The organism is Granulicella sibirica (genome assembly GCF_004115155.1).
Lineage (GTDB): Bacteria > Acidobacteriota > Terriglobia > Terriglobales > Acidobacteriaceae > Edaphobacter > Edaphobacter sibiricus.
In genome coordinates this window covers 1-17,415 of the sequence record NZ_RDSM01000010.1, presented here as the reverse complement: position 1 = coordinate 17,415, position 17,415 = coordinate 1, and the positions used below count along the sequence as shown (strand labels likewise).

The window sequence follows — 17,415 nt, the reverse complement described above, 5'->3', positions numbered from 1 at the left end:
GGTGAAATCAATCCGCCCAGTATCGCCACCTTCATCTCGTTATGTTGCGTCCAGAATCGGCAAGCCCAATGAAGACGGCCCCTCGCAGCCGCTACACAACATAACTGCGAACACAACATAAGTGCGCTTATGTTGAGCACTACATAAGCGCACGAGATGTTGCACAAGGCCGGGCGACGGACGACCACCACCAAAGTTGTCAAGGAAACCGAGGCCGAAGCTATCGCCTTTGTGATTGGCAAAGCTGTAGGTCTAGAGACGGGTTCGGCATCCGCCGATTACATCCAGCTTTATCACGGTAACGCTTCGCTCTTGGCTGAAAGCCTTGAAGTCATCCAGCAAGCCTCCGCCGTCATCCTTGCCGCATTGCAGCCACCGACCGCAGAACAGGCGGCGATGCCCGATGCAGAACTGGCGAAGGTGGCGTAATGAAGACCATCCTTCAAATCCTCAAACAGGCCGGAGGTTGGCACCACGGCCTTTATCTCAAGATCGAGAACCCGGCCTTTACGGCGTTGGTGATCGAGGCGACCGACGAATCCGGCCCGTGCGGACTTCCCGCAATCTCTGTCTGTCACTACGGCGAACAGCACGGCGATGCGATGCGTGACCCGGAGATGTGTTTCGAGTTTGGTCTTGCAGGAAAGCCACACCTAAATCCCTTCTATTACCGCAATGACTACGCAGGGGGCGAGCAGTGGAGCCGATTCATCCGAGAAGGCAACTACTGCTATCACTCGCAACTTCACGACGAACACGAACACTTCGCCAAGCTGTGGGACAGGAACCTGCGAGAGCAGGGCTTCACCGAAGCCTTCGCAAAGCAGCAGCCCACACGCGCCTAAACCGTTTTCATCCACGGAGCGGACATAAGGCAGTGCGACCGCTCCACCACCCATGCAGTGCAACCGCTCGAAAGGAGCTCGTCACCATGAACACCACCACCGTTACCAACGCCACCGAGTACCGTGACCTTCCGCTTGCGATGCTCACCGAGTCCGCCACCAACCCCCGCCGCATCTTCGAGGAGAACGCCTTGAAGGAGTTGGCCGAAACCATCCGCAGCCAGGGCGTTCTCTCTCCCTTGCTGGTTCGGCCTACCAGTGAGCGCAGCTTCGAGATCGTCTTCGGCGCACGGCGTTACCGCGCCGCCCAACTTGCCGAAGTCGCCACCGTGCCCGTTCGCATCAAGAACCTCACCGATGCCGAAGTATTGGAGGCGCAGTTGATTGAAAACCTCCAGCGCCGTGACGTTCACCCGATGGAAGAAGCCAACGGCTTCCGCGCCCTCCTCAACTTGGAGGAGCCGAAGTACAGCGTCGAACAGATTGCCGCGAAGACGGGCAAGAGTCCGGTGTATGTCGCCGCACGGCTGCGCTTGACCGAACTGTCGCAGACCGTCGTGGATGCGTTCTACCGCGAGGAGATAGGCGTCGGCCATGCGCTCTTGCTGGCGAAGCTCCAGCCAGCCCAACAGGAACAGGCACTCGCGGCTTGCTTCAAAGAGGATTGGAGCGCGGGAGGCCAGAAGGCCAAACGCATCCTGCTCCCCGTCCGTAGTCTGCATTTCTGGATTGAGACGAACATTCTTCTCATCCTCAAACTCGCTCCCTTCGACAAGCGCAATGCGGAGCTAGTTCCAGCGGCGGGGAGTTGCGTGGATTGCCCCAAACGGACAGGACACAATAAACTCCTCTTTCTGGACATGGGCAAACAGGACGCTTGCACCGATCCCGTCTGCTATCAGGCGAAGGTCGATGCCCACGTTGCCAAGACCCTCGCCGCCAAGCCCAAGCTCGTACAAATCAGCACGGCCTATGGACAGCAGAAGGAGGGCAGCGCGACGTTGCCGCGTAACAAGTACGTCGAAGTCCGTCCCGACAAGCCCACCAGCAAAGAAGAGGCTACCCGACCGGAGTTCAAGACGTGCAGGTTCACCACCGAAGCCATCGTGTCCGAAGGTATCGACAAGGGCGAGATTCGCAAGGTATGCGCGGAGCCAACCTGCCCGGTGCATCACCCCAAGCCGCGTTCGCAGAAGGTCGCGGATGACCCGAAAGCGAAGGCGCAGGAGGAGCGGCAGCGTAGGGAGGCCGCGATTGCCAACACGACTGGCATCCGAACCCTAGCTGCCATCGCCGAAGCCGTTCCGGTGCGGCTGATGAAACGTGACTTGCTCTTCGTCGCCGAACGCCTGGCATCCTTGCTGGATGAAAACCGTCTGTCCATCGTTGCCCGCAGGTACGGCATCAAGAAGACCAAAGACTCCGACTCTCTCAGCAAGCTCTTTGCAGCCTATCTCCGCCGTGCCGAAGAAAGTGTATTGGGTAGTGTCTTAGTTGAAACCACCATCCTCTACATGAGCACCCGGCATAACCCGGCTCAGGTACTCAACGAGGCCGCTGCCGTGTACAAGGTGGACACCGATGCCATTGCCGACAAGGTGAAGCGGGAGTTCGCCGCGAAAGAGAAAGTGAGGAAGGCAGTTCAGCCAGCCGCCAAGTTCGCGAAGAAAGCTGCTTAGCTACGACAGGCATAAGGGCGGCGAACCTGCCGCCCTTCGCTTGCTTTGTGTGCGCCGCAAAAACGGCGGCAGGGATACATCTGGCCGGTTTCTCCCTGCACCCATTCCCAGCTTCCTCCGGCCTTTCGCCCGCCGGCTGCGCGGCAAGGAGTCAAGTTCCTCCTCCTCGCATTCTTTCCCTCTATTGCCGGCGATCTGCTGATGGGAAGCGCGTTTCTCGCTACCTGTTTGCTATCACAAGAGCCGTCTGAGAACGCGAGAGATAGAGCGAACTCCACGCATCTTGTTTTCATCCTAGGTAACCCAGAACTGCTCGTTGAATTCGTTCCAATAGCTCAGCGGATTCGGTTTCGCGTCTTTCTCCGGCTACGTCTGTCAACGCTTTGACAATTGCCAAAATATCGGCAGCCGCCAGACTGCGTTTCCGTACCAGAGGCGCCCCTGGCAGCTTCAGCATTCTCTCTAATTGGGGCAAAACAAAGGATGAAGCGGATGAGACCAGATCGTTGAACATCTCTTGTCGCTCGGCTAAGTCTATGAGACGGGCCAGTTCAGGCCGTCTCATTTGGTTGTTGACTGCTACTTCGATGTAGAAGCGGAGCGCCGATCTGAAATCAGGTTTCGACGCGAGCGCAGTTCTCATATCGAGGAAAGGTTTCATCTGTCGTTCTATCAATGCGCTAAGAAGTGCATACTTCCCGGGGAAGTATTGATAGAGGGAACCAATGCTCACTCCCGCCATCTCAGCGATGGCATTGGTATTGAATGCCTCGAATCCCTTCGTCTCCAGAATGCGAGCAGCGGCCTCAACGATCACGTCCACCGTTTCTGCAGAACGACGCTGCAGCGGCGATTTGCGAAGGTTTACGCGCGAGGCGGGATTGATCTTTTTGGCCATAAGGAATGCGAGTACCGAAACTGAGTAATTGCTCGTAATATCAACCTTAGACAGAATACTCCGTTCCTGCTGGCCAGCAAGGGTATCGGACTCAAATTACATAGACGCAGCGAAGTGTCCTTATAGGTTTCACCAACGGTGAAGCCCGCGCTCCCTCGCGTCAGAATGGAAGTCTCAAATGAAACAACATGCGTTCAGTCGCGTTCGCATCGATGCAGAACGCCGCACAATTCACCTCTTAGCTAAGCACCAGGTCACGCCTGGGATGTTGCGCCTTCAGTTCCTGTGTGAAAATCCCGGCACGTTTCAAAGCCCATCCGCCGACGACCATGTGAAGGTTTTCCTGCCTGTAGATGGAGGCGCTTCTACCATTGCTCGTGACTTCACGCCCCGTGCGTGGGACGCGCAAGCGGGCACTCTGACAATCGACTTTGCGCTTCATCCCCAGGGCCCTGCAGTTGATTGGGCGCGGGATGCTCGCATCGGCGACAGCCTTCAAATGGGGGGACCTCGTGGATCGGCTGTAGCTCCCACCGATTTCGATTGGACACTTCTCATCGGGGATAGTACAGCTCTCCCATCGATTGCGAGACGTCTGGATGCTTTGCCGCGTAACGCGACCGTGCATGTTATCGCGATCGTTCCAGACATTAGCGAAGAGTCATATCTCGCCGAGCATGAAACGGTCGGAATCACATGGCTGCTCTCGAGCACAGACGCCGCAGTCAATCTTCACAGAGTCATCATGACCCTCGCGGGGACAAGGCTGCCGTCAGGTGATGGGTTTATCTGGATCGCAGCGGAAGAATCAATTGCACGAGGCGTCCATCGGTACGCACAGGAAACGCTTTCACACCCGAAGGAATGGATCAAGGCGTCCGCTTATTGGTCTGCCGGTAGAGCAGACGGGGGCGCGCGCATCGCCTGATCTCTTACACGATGACGTACTACACAACGAAAAGTGACTTCTCTGTGGCTACTTCAGTTTCCATCCCGTCGCAACAACCTGAGAGAACGCGCATCAATCCATGGCTGCTGGCAGCGACCGTTCCGCTTGCGGCTTTCATGGAGTTGCTGGACACCACCATTGTGAATGTCGCGGTTGAACATATTGCCGGCGATCTATCCGCAAGCATCGATGAAGCAACGTACGTCCTCACTTCTTACCTTGTAGCGAATGTCATTGTGCTCCCATTGAGCGGCTATCTGACAGGACTCCTTGGCCGCAAGAACTACTATCTGTGGAGTGTTGTGGTCTTCACGGTCGCCTCTGCTCTTTGCGGGTTTGCTCCTTCCCTCGGTCTCCTCGTGTTCTTCCGGGTGATCCAGGGTTTAGGAGGCGGCGGTCTACAACCTGTGTCTCAGGCTATCCTGATCGACTCGTTTCCTGCCGAACGGCGCAGCACGGCACAGGTGGTTTTTTCGGTCGTCTCCGTGGTCGCACCAGCCCTGGGACCTACGCTCGGTGGTTGGCTCACGGACAACTACAGCTGGCGCTGGGTCTTCCTGGTCAACATCCCAATCGGAATTCTGGCGTTCGTCCTGAACTCAAGGCTCCTCGAAGACCCACCGCAACTCGCGCGCTTCTCGCTTCGCGAGCGCAAGTTCGATTTCGTCGGGCTTACGCTTCTCGCAATCGGTCTCGGGTGCATGCAAGTGGTCTTGGATCGTGGCCAGATCGATGACTGGTTTGGCTCAACATTCATCACCGTGTTCACGGTACTCAGTATCTCCGCACTCGTCGGCTTTATTTGGTGGGAACTGCGCTTTCCGCACCCCGTTGTCGATCTTCGACTCTTTGGCAACGGACGATTCGCTCTGTCCGTTCTGGCGATGCTGATGATGGGCTTCGTCTTCTACGCTGCAAACTATCTCCAGCCGCTCTTCTGCCAACAGATGCTGGGCTGGACCGCTACTCTGGCAGGAATGGCGCTTTCACCAGGCGCTATCGTTTTTGTGGCCATCATGCCCATCATGCCAGGCCTGATCAAACGAGTAACGCCACGTTACATGGTTCTGTTTGGCTTCGTGGTGCATGGGCTGGCTTGTCTGGTGATGGTTCATTGGGACCTTCAGGTCCCGTTTGCGTGGGTGCTTGAGTCCCGAATCTTCGAGGTAGTGGGATTGGCATTCCTGATCGTGCCAATCAATGTCATGGCCTTCGGATTTTTGGCCAAGGAGAAGGTTACGAGCGGTAGCGGAATCTTGAGTCTCGCCCGTAATCTCGGTGCCAGCGTGGGAGTTTCCGTGGCATCGACGTTACTTGCTCGTCGTCTACAGGTACATCAAAACATGCTTGTCTCACACTTCACTGCTGGCGATGAAGCATATCGAAATACAGTAGGAGCAACAGCGGCGTACTTCCAGCTTCATGGTTTCTCCAAACCTGATTCTGTACCGGCTGCGGTGGCCTTTGTGGGACGGCAGCTCTATCAGCAAGCATCCATGTTGTCCTACATCGACGCGTTCTACGTTCTCGCGATTGGTTCGTTCCTTGCTGCCCCAATCCCCTTACTGGTTCGTCGCGCCAAATCGCAATCGGCGGGTCCTTCCCTGAAAGAACAACTCGAAGGCGCTTCGGCCCACTAGCTATGCTTACTGCCTTGCTTCAAGGATGCTGGCGAACACACCTTGGCAACCGTGTCGCGGACAAAGCGATGGACGGCATCCCTATCAAAACGCGGATGCCAGGCTAGCGCAATCCGGACTGACGGTGTCCTTACGGGCAGGGGGAACACAAAGGCACCGTAGATCTTCAAAGCAATTCCGGTCAGGTGCTCCGGAACGGCAGCCACAAGATCTGAACCGGCTGCGATCGTCAGAGCGCTCGAAAAAGTTGGCACGCTCAGTGAGACCGTTCGCTTCAGTCCCAACTCCTCCAACGCTGCATCGATTGGCCCCCGGGCCAAGCCGCGACGCGAAGCACTGATGTGCGCATACTGGACATATCGCTTAGGCGTGATCTTCGAGCTCGCTAGTGGGTGATCGGAGCGCACGACACCGACGAACTGGGCCGCGAACAGTTTCTGAAGTTTCACTTCAGGGCCGCTGAGTTTGATATCGCCGATGTCAAAGTCGACCACGCCTTCTCGCAAAGGTCCGACCGACTCTTCGCCGTGGGATATGAATCTCAGTGCTAGGCGGGGCGCGACGAGGTGCACCGCATCCATAATCGGCGCGGCAAAAGCGGAAATGAAAGACTCATCTGCGCGGATGCTGATCGTGCGTGCGGTGTCGAGCAGCGAGGGCGACGCAAGCTGTGTGAGTTCGCGTCCCTCCTGCACAAACGCTCGGAGTCGTGCACGCATCTCCAGGGCTTGCGGTGTCGCCACGAGACCACGTCCGGCTTGAACCATGATTGGATCGCCGATTAGCTTGCGGATTCGAGTCAGCGTCCGACTCATGGTCGGAACGCTCACCCCTGTCTGTTCCGCAGCTTCAGTGACGCTGCCTGTTTCAAGCAACGCATCGAGCGCGAAAAGCAGATTAGCGTCGAACTGTTTCATCTGCGACAAGTATAGATTGTCGCGCACGGCATTTATTGAACAATCCCTTTCTTCTAGTGTGAAGACAGCGGGGAACTCCCGTGCACGAGTACGAGTCAATTTCGTGAGGTAGCTATCTTGTTTCCTCTAAGCCAGCCACAAACCCGCAGGGTGTTCGCGCATAGGATTGCGGGTCTCTATTTCTGCAGTCTGTGTCCGGAGCTGATGTTCGTTGGGGAACCAATTCCTCCGCAATTAGTGGATCCAGCACCTTCGCTACAGACTTCCAAAACACCAGGAGAAATCTTCAGCATGTCTATCTCAGCTATTGATCCAAAGACCGCATTGATCGTTGTCGACCTACAGAAGGGTGTTGTCGCGCATCCTTGTGTGCATCCGGTAAGCGTCTTCATTCAGAACGCTGCAGAACTGGTTGCAGCTTTTCATGAACTCAGGCTGCCTGTCGTCTTCGTCACCGTTGTCGGTACAGCACCGGGACGGACAGAGCAGGCCTTGAGCAAAGGACCGCGACTGGCCGATTGGGCCGAACTCGTCCCAGAACTTACACCGCATCCCGGCGATCACCACGTCACCAAGCGCACATGGGACGCATTTACCGGCACAGGCCTGGAGACAACGTTGAAGGATCAGGGCGTGACGCAGGTTGTCATCGCGGGGATCGCCACGAGTATCGGGGTCGAATCAACCGCGCGTGTGGCCTATGCTCTTGGCTTCAACGTGACTCTCGCAGTGGATGCTATGAGCGACCGCAACGCTGCGGCGCACGACAACAGCGTCTCGTACATCTTCCCGCGCCTCGGGGAAACCGGTACGAACCGCGAGATCCTTTCAATCCTGACAAAAAGGTCGGCTTGAAGTTCACTTCATGAGAAGGCCCAATGACTCGTAGTCTTGCGCCTGTCTTAGAGGCTCGGATCTTGGTAAAGGAGAAGCGCTATATGGAGGCCACCATGAGGATCGAAATCATGCTGGAAGATCTCGTTGCAGCCAATCGCATCTTGGCCAACGAAAACGTTGTTGATGCGTTTGGACATATCAGCGTTCGCCATCCCGACCACCCAGACCGCTACTTGATCGCCCGAGCGGTTCCACCTGAGCTTGTGTGCAAGGAAGACATCCTGGAAATCGCGTTAAATGGGGAGGTGCTTTGCGGCGATTTGAGAAAGCCCTACTTGGAGCGGTTTATCCATGGGGCGATCTATGAAGCGCGTGCGGATGTCCAATCTGTGGTTCACAGCCACAGCCGGAGTGTCATTCCCTACAGCGTGACCTCAGAAAAACTTAGCCCAATTGTGCATAGTTGCGCTCCTATTGGCGCCCACGTCCCTGTCTGGGACGCTCAGACGACCTTTGGGGACAGCAACCTGCTGATCTCAAGCGTGGAAATGGGGCGCGACTTCGCAAAGGTTCTTGACCAGAACAACGCCGCACTGATGCGCGGTCACGGCTGTACTGTGGCCGGACGCTCGATAAGGGGGGCCGTTTACACGGCAGTCTATCTCGAAGTCAACGCCGAACTCCAGATGCAGGCGAGCCGTTTTGGATCTATTACGTTCCTCTCTGAAGGTGAGATCAGGATCATCTCCGAACGCCTTGCCAACGCTAAGCCCAACGAAGGGTATGACCGCGCCTGGGAGTATTGGTGTCGGCGAGCTGGCATCGCCTATCACCCCAGTGCGACTGAATGAATGACATCCCCAATGACAACACTGAACTCAAATTCGATAGCGTCGACCTGGCGCAAGACGTTCGCGCCGCTCTCCGTCTCAAGCCTGCGCCTCTTGTTCTCTGGGCTCGCTATTTCACTTATCGGTACTTGGCTGCAGTCAACTGCGCAGGCACTGCTTGTCTTTCAGCTTTCGCATGGGCGTTCTGAACCAGTCGCTATAACCTCCTGCTCCACCGCATTGCCCCTAATCTTCCTCGGTCCGCTCCTAGGAAGCCTGACCAGTCACATATCTCGCCGTCTTCTCGTGATAGCGACACAGGTTGTCGAACTGGTTCTTGCCGCAGTTCTTGGTCTTCTCGTTCACCTCCATGTCGCAACTTTGGCACACGTTTACCTACTAGCTTTCCTTCTTGGTTGTGCTGAGTCGGTCTATTTCCCCGCAGTGCAGCGTCTGCTCCACGAAGTCGCTGGTAGTGCTAACATCCGGGCGGTTGTTGGCCTCAATGCCGTCATCAGCAACATCGCACGCTTTGCTGGCCCAATGCTTGCGGGTTTACTGATTGGCAGTTTCGGGATGGCTGTTGCTTTCTTCCTGAATAGCCTCTCGTTCATCGCGGTCATCTTGTCGCTCGCGTTGATTAGAGTTGACGATCGGCAACAGAGCAAGCTGGCCGGCCGATGGACATTCCTGACCTCAGCACGCCATCTCTTTGGCGATGCTCGGCTATTATGCGTGTTCATTGGCGTCGCTCTCATGAACGTATTTGGTCAGTCATGCTACGCTCTGGTTCCCGCGCTAGAGATGGGGAGCGCCCGAGCGACTGGCTTGTTGCTTGGGAGCGCCGGACTTGGATCTCTAACGAGCGCACTCTGCGTGATGCCGTTCTTCCAAGGTTTCCGCAGGCCCGGATTGTTGATCTCCTGCTCATTACTCTGGATGGGATTCTTTCTGGGGCTGACGGCTAGCTTTCATAGTTTGTGGTGGCAGCTTCTCTCCATGTGGTGCCTCGGTATTTCCACCACGATCCTGTTTGTGACAACACTTGGCCTTATCCAAACGGTCTCACCTGTACCAGCACACGGAGCGCTACTCGGGCTTTTCAGCGCCTTGTTCTACGGATCACAACCAGTTGCGGCTTTGGGCTTGGCGTTTGTTGCCGATCGCAACTCAAGCAGCCGAACGATTCAGGGATCTGCGCTCATTGAAGTCTGCGGGGGCCTGCTTCTTCTTCTACTACCCCAATGGCGTTCTTGGATGTTGCCAGGCGAGACACAGGGGATCCAAGGTGAGATTGCAACGAAAGATGACTGCTCAAGATGCTGACCAGTACGTCCGTCTTGTGCTGGTCCCCGAAGTGCCTCAGATCTAGACGGGCACTCTGTTCGTTTTTTATGGCATGCCGCCTCTGCTCGCATCCACTCGGGACCGTCCGAGGGGAAGATTTGGGAATGTGAGCTTTTCCCGAAGGGCGAATTCGCCACGAAAATCTAACAGCAATGTGGACCCCACATCTAACCTATTTGACGGTCGGTCTGTCCTTCGGGAGAAGCACTGGACTCGTAATCGAGATCCAAAAATGCGAGTTTTATTGGCGGGTTTGTTAGCGAGAATATCTGAAACACGTAGCGATTGAGGGGCGTCCGTATGAGCCAAGGTAAGACCTCTGTAATGTCAATTTCTCGTCGCGCATTCATATATCTCCTATCTTCTGGGAGCGGGCACAGCCGTGAATGCGGGCCTCCGCGTCTCGGCCTAAAGTACGGCGCGGGAGTCTAGCAAGTACCCGTTCACTCCGCTTCCCCGAGATCTAGAGATGGTGCTTCCACATCTGCCATCGGATATTGTGATCCCGTCGTCAAACGAGAATCCGCTCGGTCCTTCAAAACACGCGATAGAGTTTATGGCTTCAATGGGCTCACTCTGCGCCCGCTATGACCGTGCGACCTTGGAAAAGCAGTGTCTGGATACGATCAGTGCGGAGTATAGCCTATAGCTTGGATATGTAGCGATGTTTCCAGGTGCAGACTCCGCAGGTCAAAACCTTCAGGTGAGAGGCACGCTCTAACGCTGAATATTTGCTCGTAGTCGCAGGAGACATCGAGGCTACATCGATCCGTCAGCGGCAGACGCGCTTCACCTTTTGGGGGCGAAGTTCAGCTCGCGAATGGCGCTCATCGCGGATACCCCGTCGCTTTCGCACATGGGACTTGTCATGCGCACAAAGCCGTGCTTCCATCGCTTACCTAAGAGCAACGCAGATCCTGGTTCCTTCAAGACCGACAACAACCATTTCCGAGAAACAGTATGCGGGATGAGAATAACTCCTCAATCGAAAGGCCAGCTGCGCGAAGAGCGTAAATAAACCTGTTATATGCAGCTTTCGTTCTCCCCCATAGAATTCGAGAATCGAAGCTTACTTTCGCTTCGATGTTGTCGCTAAAGACTGTCCTCTAGGAGACACAACATGCCAGACGTTAACGTGACACCTTTCGAGATTGAAGTCACGACTCGCCACGGAGACATAGTACGAGCTGATGTATATCTACCGAAATCTGGTGACGGTCCCTTTCCTGTGCTGCTAGGTGCCTCCCCTTACCAGAAGAAACTGCGCTATCTTCCGGTTCACAATGTCTTTTCGTTTGTCGAATATGGTCCGATGCAGATGTACCTCGACAACGGATATGCCTATGTTGCAATGGATGTTCCGGGCACCGGACGTTCGGGAGGCGTTTGGAATCCGATCTCCCGCCATGAGGGAGAAGCCATCCACGACATGATAGAGTATGTCGCTGGTCTGGAGTGGAGCACAGGCAGTATTGGGATGATCGGAATGTCGCACTATTGCTGGAGTCAATGGAACGCTGCAAGGACCCGCCCGCCGCATTTAAAGATGATTGGGGCTTTTGACGGATCCACGGACATGTATCGCGACTGGATGTATCACGGCGGGATTCCGATCCAAACTTTTCTGAGCACGTGGCTATTTGGTTCGGTCTTGCTGCAACACCTAGGACAAGGCATCCCGTTTGAAGAGGGTCGCAAGGACCAGTTCGTTTATGACTTGCTATCGCATACAACCGACGACTCATGGCATAGGGAACGGTCGCCATTCTGGGAGCTTTCCAATATAGAAATTCCCGTGTTCTCGATCGGAGCCTGGGGAAAGTCCGGCCTTCACTTGCGTGGGAATTTCATGGGCTACGAGCGAGTTCAAGGTCCAAAGAAGCTTCTTATCGTTTCGGCCGAGTCATTTGCTGCTACGCAGCTGCTTTATGCCACTGAAGAATTTCATAAGGCCGAACTGCTTCCGTGGTACGAGCATCATCTGAAGGGAGTCGACAACGGGGTAATGGAAGAGCCTGCCGTTCGTTTCTACGTAAAAAATGAAAACAAAACCCTGGAAGCGACAAGTTGGCCACCCGAGGATGTTTTCGAGAGCACCTTTTATCTCAGCGGTAGAAAGATGAACTTCGTCGAATCATTGAACGATGGTGCCTTGCAACAAGCCGCTTCAATGGAGAAGCAGCAGGGGACCACCTGGAAATACCCTGATCCAGAATGGCGTGCTGGTGTGACAATCTTCCAAAAGGACGGAACACTCAATCATGTGGCAAGGGTGAACACTTTCACGACGGAGGCCTTCGATGAAGATCGTGAGTTTACGGGACAGGGCGTTCTTAACTTGTTCGTGTCGTCTGACCAGACTGATCTGGACCTGATCGTGAAACTGTCGCTTGTCCGTTCTGAAGACAAACCGTTCATGGGAGAAAAGGTCAGTCAGGGATGGCTCCGTGCCTCTCATCGCGCAGAAGATCCCGAACTCACGTCCCCGATGCGACCGTTCCATAAACATGACAAGATCGATCCGATTGAGCCAGGAACGGTCTATGAACTTCGGCTTGAGCTGATGCCTATGTCTGTGCTGGTTCGCAAGGGGGACCGACTGCGACTAGAGATCAGCAACCAGGATTCGCTGATCGCTGACACGCCGATGACTCACTGGTACGGGGATAAGGTCGGGTCTGACACCTACCATCATGACACCCAGTATCCATCTCGTCTCATCCTTCACGAGAGGCCGCGATAGACCCTCCTCTTCTTAGAAGCCCAGTCGTCGAGCCAAGCGCACTTATCATACCTAGGCAAGAGTGGCTCCCAAGAATGCACCGACGAATCAGGAGGCGTCTTAATGGCACAGCAGCGATGATTCGAGATTGCGAACTTTCGCATTGGGACTGCCATCGAAAACGGCACCCGTCTGCACTATTGGCAGAAGGGATCCTAACGGATCCCGGTGCTCCTTTGGCATCCTTTCCTCGCCACCGCTCATAGTTGGCACAAGCTAAGGCTTTTGTTGGCGGAGGCCGGCTACTCAACTTTGGCGTCAGACCCCCGTGGTTAGGAGGCTTCAGAGAACCAGCGGGGACGGGAGGGAAGCGCGCCCGGGACCCTTGCGGTGGAGCTTACGCGCTGATTGTCTCCCTGCTTCACCATCATGCGATCCATAGGAGCACAAGGATGACACAACGAAATTCTCCCTCCACGGTTTACGAAGCCATCAACGAAGACGTTGCATCGCTGAAAAGTTTGGGTGCCAGGTCCGCACCGCTTCGCAAAAGGGTTCGTTGGTGTGAGGTATTCCTTACTAATCTGAAGGAGCTCTACGCGGCGGCATTGACGGTTACTTCCTCCAATGCTTTGGCGGAAGACGCCCTCCTCGTCGCTCTTTGCAGGCTGAAAGCTGAGGACCAAGAAATAGATTCCACAGCCTTTCTTTCGGCGAAAAAGGAGGTCCTCCGCTGCAGCATTGCAATAGCTCGCCAAAACGGGAACATTGAAGCTCAGACATCCATAGGGATTGTCCTACAGGATCTGTCAGTTGAACTGAGGCTTGCCTTTACGCTCCGGCTGCTTTTGCGACTGTCGAAGAAGGATGCCCGAGAGCTCCTTGGCATCTCGGAAACGCTCATCGAACAGCTAACGCTAAAAGCTTGCCTAACGCTCTCTCATCTAGCAATCTATGAGGCTGAAGGCCATGTGCTAGCTTTCTTCGGCCATGCGGCAAGCAGGTATTAGTCCGGACCGTTCTGGGCGGTGACGAGCGCCTAACACTGCACTCGCATATATGAGCAAAACCAAACCGTACCGAACCTGGGATCAACTCAAGGTCGCTCTACCGTTAGAATGAGACAGCTCTTGTCCGCTCTGGGGCGCTGAGCGTGGCAACGCTTGGCTGGTGGGCATGAGAAATGAGTAAACGCACGAACAAACCCACGCTTCAATATCCTTCGTCGACCTGAATGGCATATCAACGCGAAGCGTGAAATGGATAAGAAGAAGCCAAAGCAAGGAACAAGCAACTGGTCGGCGGCTCCGGCTGTGTTTGCAATGCTTTGCGCCCTGTCTTTGACCAGCGGTCTAGGATTGTTGACAACTCCCTCTTGCTTTAGCTGGACCCTTTTCCCAAAATCTGACCGCTAACTCGGGAGACTGATTTACTTCTCCCACTGCCAAGCAGTAGAGGTCTGTCTTTGTTTGCTGAGGATGCCAAGGATAGCTCTGTTTCCGATAGTGTCTACGACGTTCTCAGCTAGCGCGCCGCGCTCGAAGACAGCGGAGGCCACCGGAGCGACCAAAGAATCGATATAACGGCGCATGCGCGTGTCGAATAATATCGCTTTGCTGGAAAACAGTGAATAAAGGGCCCGCTTCGAGGTGCCGGAACGCATCGCGGTCTGCGCGATTGTTGCTTCCCGCAGACCGCAGTCAAGGAAGGCGGCAGCCGCAGCATCTAGAATGGCTTACCTGCGCGCCGTCGCTCGCTCGCAGGTGGACGCCTTGCGCCCTGCTTCTTAATGGTCACCCTTTTTGAACACACCTTTTTTGCGAGCGACCGCTTTAAGTGAAGGGTCGCATAAGGCATTCTTCGCTTCAGTCTTCACGCCCCCTGTTGATCGCTATTTCCTTGCCCTCCAAATAGCTCCTCCCGTCAGTCCCCACCATGATGGTGAAGGGGTGCTGCGACCGACCCGTGACGACGGGCTGTGCTTCAATCCAGAAGGCTGCATATTCCTCAGACTCTGGCGAGAGCCCTTCCTGTTGGTCGGAGCGAATCCGCGTAACGACCGCTTGTGAGAGTTGACCACCGTCTACGGGTTTCCAGCTGAAATACTCCCCTACCTTGACCGTGCCTTCTTGCATGCGATCCTCCATAACCAACGCTAACGCCAGATGCCAATAGCGAGGAAAGCAAAAGCTATAAACGCTCACCTAGTGTCTCCCTAATCAGATCATCCATTCTCATTTTACTTAGACTGTGCAACCAGCTGAAGTTGAATAAATAAACCTGCTATAGGCCTTGTGGTCCTTGCAACATAGAATCGATGTCACGTGAGAAAACTGTGGATCCGCAGATGCCTAATTGATGATCAGCTCGCCACTGCAAAGAAACGCAATAGACGAAACCAATGATAGAGATGGGCAACTGGTAGAGATGGTTGCGCAGAGCTGAGAGGCCGGGTGAACAATGACAACTTACCATAGAGAACACTTTCTAGATCGTGCGACCATGTTTACACTTCGAGCCATGATCGCAGTGCAACCCAAGCTAGAGTTCGCTCCTGAAACCCGTTCAATGTTTGATCAACTTATGACGAAAACGGAAGCAGCAGAGGGTGTGACCTATGAGGCTGCGATCATAGGAGGCATTGCCGGATGGTGGTGTAAGCCGCAGCGGGCGATGGACGGCGCTGCCGTTCTCTACTTCCATGGCGGAGCCTACGTTCTGGGCTCTGCAGCAGCGTATCGGAACTTCGTCGGCAACATCGCGGCGAAGGTCAAGGCGCCCTTTTTCGTCGTCGATTATGCTCTTGCTCCCGAACATCCTTTTCCTTCGGCCATTCGCGATGCTGAGGACGCCTACCGGGGTCTTTCAGCTTTGGGTTTCTCCCGGTTGGCTATCGCCGGCGACTCCGCAGGTGGGGGGCTGGCTTTGGCCTTGCTGCTATCGATCATGGCACAACCAATAGACAACTTAGCCAATCGGCCGGTCGCCGCTGCTGTCATGTCACCGTGGACCGACTTGGCGCTTACGGGTGATAGCGTTGACACCCGCGCTAAGGCAGATCCGCTCCTCGATAGAAGCGCGCTCGAACACGCCGCAGAGATTTATCTTGGCCATCATGACAATCGTGATCCCAAAGCCTCACCCGTCTTTGGCAAGTTTGCAGATCTTCCACCCGTACTCTTGCACGTTGGTGAGGATGAGATTCTCCTTGACGATTCTCGCCGTGTAGCGGAACAAATCGATGCTGCCGGGGGTCGATCAGAACTACACATTTGGCAAGGAATGACTCATGTCTTTCCATCCAATCTTACCTTGAAGTCCGCTGTCGAAGCGTTGGAAATCCTAGGGGCATTCTTGGAGGAACACCTCCAATCCTAAGACATCTAGGAAGTACGGTTTACACAACGATTCTCCGCGTTGGCGATTCACGTTGTAATAGCCGAAGTGAAAGAAAGCATCATCAATCCATTCCGTGGGAAGCGATAGAGAGAACGAGGTGTCAGCCTTGGGAGAGTCTAAGAAGTTGAAGGTACTCACAGTAGGCGCAGTCGGACCGGCAGCGGGCTTGATCGTTCCGGAGCTACTAAAACGCAATGTTGCGATCCGAGGACTGGTGCACAAGGTGGCCGACGAGAGGATCGCACGCGCGTTAGGTCTGTCTGAAATTGTCGTCGGTGATCTTTCCAATTCTTCAGACATTGCTAAGGCTTTGGCCGGCATGGATGCGGCCTTCTACATAGCCCCAGCATTCCTCGACAATGAGGCTGAAGTAGGAATGCAGTTTGTGGCCGCGGCGAAGCGGGCTGGTGTCCGGCGTCTTGTTTTCTCGTCGGTCATCCATCCGGTACTACTAGAGCTGACAAACCACAGTGCAAAAATTCCTGTCGAAGATGCTCTGCTTAACTCCGGAATGGAATATGTTTTTCTTCATCCAGCCATGTTTTTCCAAAATCTGGCCCCAGCTTGGGGCAAAGTGAAGGCAACGGGCCGCTATGGCGAACCATGGTCTGCTCAGATAAAGTTTAGCCGCGTAGATTATCGTGATGTTGCAGAGGCCGCAGCCATCGCACTTACAGAAGACAGACTTCTGTTCGGCACCTTTGAATTGTGCGCGGAAGGTAACCTGAACCGACACGAACTGGCAGCGCTGATGAGTGTTGTACTCGGAAATTCTGTGAAGGCACTCACGATCAGGTCGTCTTTACAAAGCGGCCCTTCGCGCGAAATGATGCGCATGTTTGCGTGGTACGACAAGCATCCTCTCCTTGGGAATGCCACGACGTTGCGGGCCATCCTAAAGCGCGAACCGCGTACATTGCGAGCCTACCTGGAAGAACTCAATCGATGAGTGTAGACATGATGGCAGGAATCAAAAATGCATCCACTGAATCTTACGCTTTGTTAACTCGCAAAAAAATCTAGACCTAGGCGGCATGCATCTTTGTTGCTGCTCGGAGTTGTTCCGGCAGGTAAGCCCATCCTTCTGTGGCATGGCGTTCTCAGAACCGCTTTAGCTGAAATCAGGCACTTAGGCTATTAGAATTTTCGATAGGGCATTTTGATGCTGAGGGCTTTATGGATGGGAACCGACTACGCGTCTTTGTCGTCGACGATGAACTAGTCATATAGAGGTGGCTCGGTTTGTTTGAACAGATTCCGGTGATTCTTAGGTGGAGGGTCTGTCTTGGTTAGGCTGCCATGGTTTCTGGCAGGCGGTTGAGGTGGACCTGATTGGGTGTCTTTCCTTTCAG

15 protein-coding genes and 1 pseudogene are annotated in these 17,415 nt (G+C 54.7%); 12 read left to right on the top strand and 4 right to left on the bottom strand.

The annotated features are described in order from the left end of the window. Nucleotides 1-147: 147 nt before the first annotated feature. From GRAN_RS25260 to GRAN_RS25250, 3 genes and pseudogenes are all read left to right on the top strand, one after another. Nucleotides 148-429 (top strand): annotated as a pseudogene (locus tag GRAN_RS25260) (DUF1738 domain-containing protein); the annotation flags it as partial. Beyond that, nucleotides 429-845, top strand: coding sequence for a DUF6908 domain-containing protein (locus GRAN_RS25255; RefSeq protein ID WP_128915834.1), 417 nt, complete (start codon nucleotides 429-431; stop codon nucleotides 843-845). The pseudogene GRAN_RS25260 and the gene GRAN_RS25255, both read left to right, overlap by 1 nt. Nucleotides 846-931: 86 nt before the next feature. Next, nucleotides 932-2,524 (top strand): ParB/RepB/Spo0J family partition protein, encoded by a 1,593-nt coding sequence (locus tag GRAN_RS25250; RefSeq protein ID WP_128915833.1) that lies wholly within the window; start codon nucleotides 932-934, stop codon nucleotides 2,522-2,524. Nucleotides 2,525-2,813: 289 nt separating this feature from the next. On the opposite strand, the gene GRAN_RS25245 is transcribed toward GRAN_RS25250, so the two are convergent. Beyond that, nucleotides 2,814-3,422, bottom strand: a complete 609-nt coding sequence (locus GRAN_RS25245; protein ID WP_128915832.1) for a TetR/AcrR family transcriptional regulator — start codon at nucleotides 3,420-3,422, stop codon at nucleotides 2,814-2,816. A 178-nt stretch (nucleotides 3,423-3,600) separates the two neighbouring features. Here GRAN_RS25245 and GRAN_RS25240 point away from each other — a divergent pair, with 178 nt between their 5' ends. Continuing rightward, a complete protein-coding gene (locus GRAN_RS25240) occupies nucleotides 3,601-4,350 on the top strand; it encodes a siderophore-interacting protein (RefSeq protein ID WP_128915831.1) in 750 nt (249 codons plus the stop codon). A gap of 11 nt (nucleotides 4,351-4,361) precedes the next feature. After that, nucleotides 4,362-6,011, top strand: coding sequence for a DHA2 family efflux MFS transporter permease subunit (locus tag GRAN_RS25235; protein WP_128915830.1), 1,650 nt, complete (start codon nucleotides 4,362-4,364; stop codon nucleotides 6,009-6,011). Here GRAN_RS25235 and GRAN_RS25230 read toward each other — a convergent pair. Further along, nucleotides 6,008-6,928, bottom strand: a complete 921-nt coding sequence (locus GRAN_RS25230; RefSeq protein WP_128915829.1) for a LysR family transcriptional regulator — start codon at nucleotides 6,926-6,928, stop codon at nucleotides 6,008-6,010. The two genes, GRAN_RS25235 and GRAN_RS25230, sit on opposite strands and share 4 nt — an antisense overlap. Before the next feature lie 291 nt (nucleotides 6,929-7,219). Here GRAN_RS25230 and GRAN_RS25225 point away from each other — a divergent pair, with 291 nt between their 5' ends. The 5 genes from GRAN_RS25225 (at nucleotide 7,220) to GRAN_RS25205 (ending at nucleotide 13,674) form a co-directional block, all read left to right on the top strand. Continuing rightward, nucleotides 7,220-7,783 (top strand): cysteine hydrolase family protein, encoded by a 564-nt coding sequence (locus tag GRAN_RS25225; protein WP_128915828.1) that lies wholly within the window; start codon nucleotides 7,220-7,222, stop codon nucleotides 7,781-7,783. Nucleotides 7,784-7,878: 95 nt separating this feature from the next. After that, a complete protein-coding gene (locus GRAN_RS25220) occupies nucleotides 7,879-8,616 on the top strand; it encodes a class II aldolase/adducin family protein (protein WP_128915827.1) in 738 nt (245 codons plus the stop codon). 12 nt (nucleotides 8,617-8,628) lie between these two features. Then, nucleotides 8,629-9,921, top strand: coding sequence for an MFS transporter (locus GRAN_RS25215; RefSeq protein WP_161571189.1), 1,293 nt, complete (start codon nucleotides 8,629-8,631; stop codon nucleotides 9,919-9,921). Between the two features lie 1,141 nt (nucleotides 9,922-11,062). Next, the gene (locus GRAN_RS25210) at nucleotides 11,063-12,685 is read left to right on the top strand and encodes a CocE/NonD family hydrolase (protein ID WP_128915825.1); all 1,623 of its coding nucleotides are present in this window, start codon (nucleotides 11,063-11,065) and stop codon (nucleotides 12,683-12,685) included. 431 nt (nucleotides 12,686-13,116) lie between these two features. Further along, on the top strand, nucleotides 13,117-13,674 hold the full coding sequence (locus tag GRAN_RS25205; protein ID WP_128915824.1) for a hypothetical protein: 558 nt from the start codon (nucleotides 13,117-13,119) through the stop codon (nucleotides 13,672-13,674). 419 nt (nucleotides 13,675-14,093) lie between these two features. On the opposite strand, the gene GRAN_RS27280 is transcribed toward GRAN_RS25205, so the two are convergent. Together GRAN_RS27280 and GRAN_RS25195 are read right to left on the bottom strand one after the other, a co-directional pair. Continuing rightward, nucleotides 14,094-14,396: a TetR family transcriptional regulator gene (locus tag GRAN_RS27280; RefSeq protein WP_128915835.1), complete on the bottom strand. Its 303-nt coding sequence runs from the start codon at nucleotides 14,394-14,396 to the stop codon at nucleotides 14,094-14,096. Between the two features lie 133 nt (nucleotides 14,397-14,529). Next, entirely contained in the window at nucleotides 14,530-14,799 is a 270-nt protein-coding gene (locus tag GRAN_RS25195) for a hypothetical protein (protein WP_128915823.1), read from the bottom strand. A gap of 385 nt (nucleotides 14,800-15,184) precedes the next feature. Here GRAN_RS25195 and GRAN_RS25190 point away from each other — a divergent pair, with 385 nt between their 5' ends. Both GRAN_RS25190 and GRAN_RS25185 read left to right on the top strand, forming a co-directional pair. Beyond that, nucleotides 15,185-16,042, top strand: a complete 858-nt coding sequence (locus GRAN_RS25190) for an alpha/beta hydrolase (RefSeq protein WP_161571188.1) — start codon at nucleotides 15,185-15,187, stop codon at nucleotides 16,040-16,042. A 145-nt stretch (nucleotides 16,043-16,187) separates the two neighbouring features. Continuing rightward, on the top strand, nucleotides 16,188-17,012 hold the full coding sequence (locus GRAN_RS25185; RefSeq protein WP_128915821.1) for an NmrA family NAD(P)-binding protein: 825 nt from the start codon (nucleotides 16,188-16,190) through the stop codon (nucleotides 17,010-17,012). Nucleotides 17,013-17,415 lie beyond the last annotated feature (403 nt).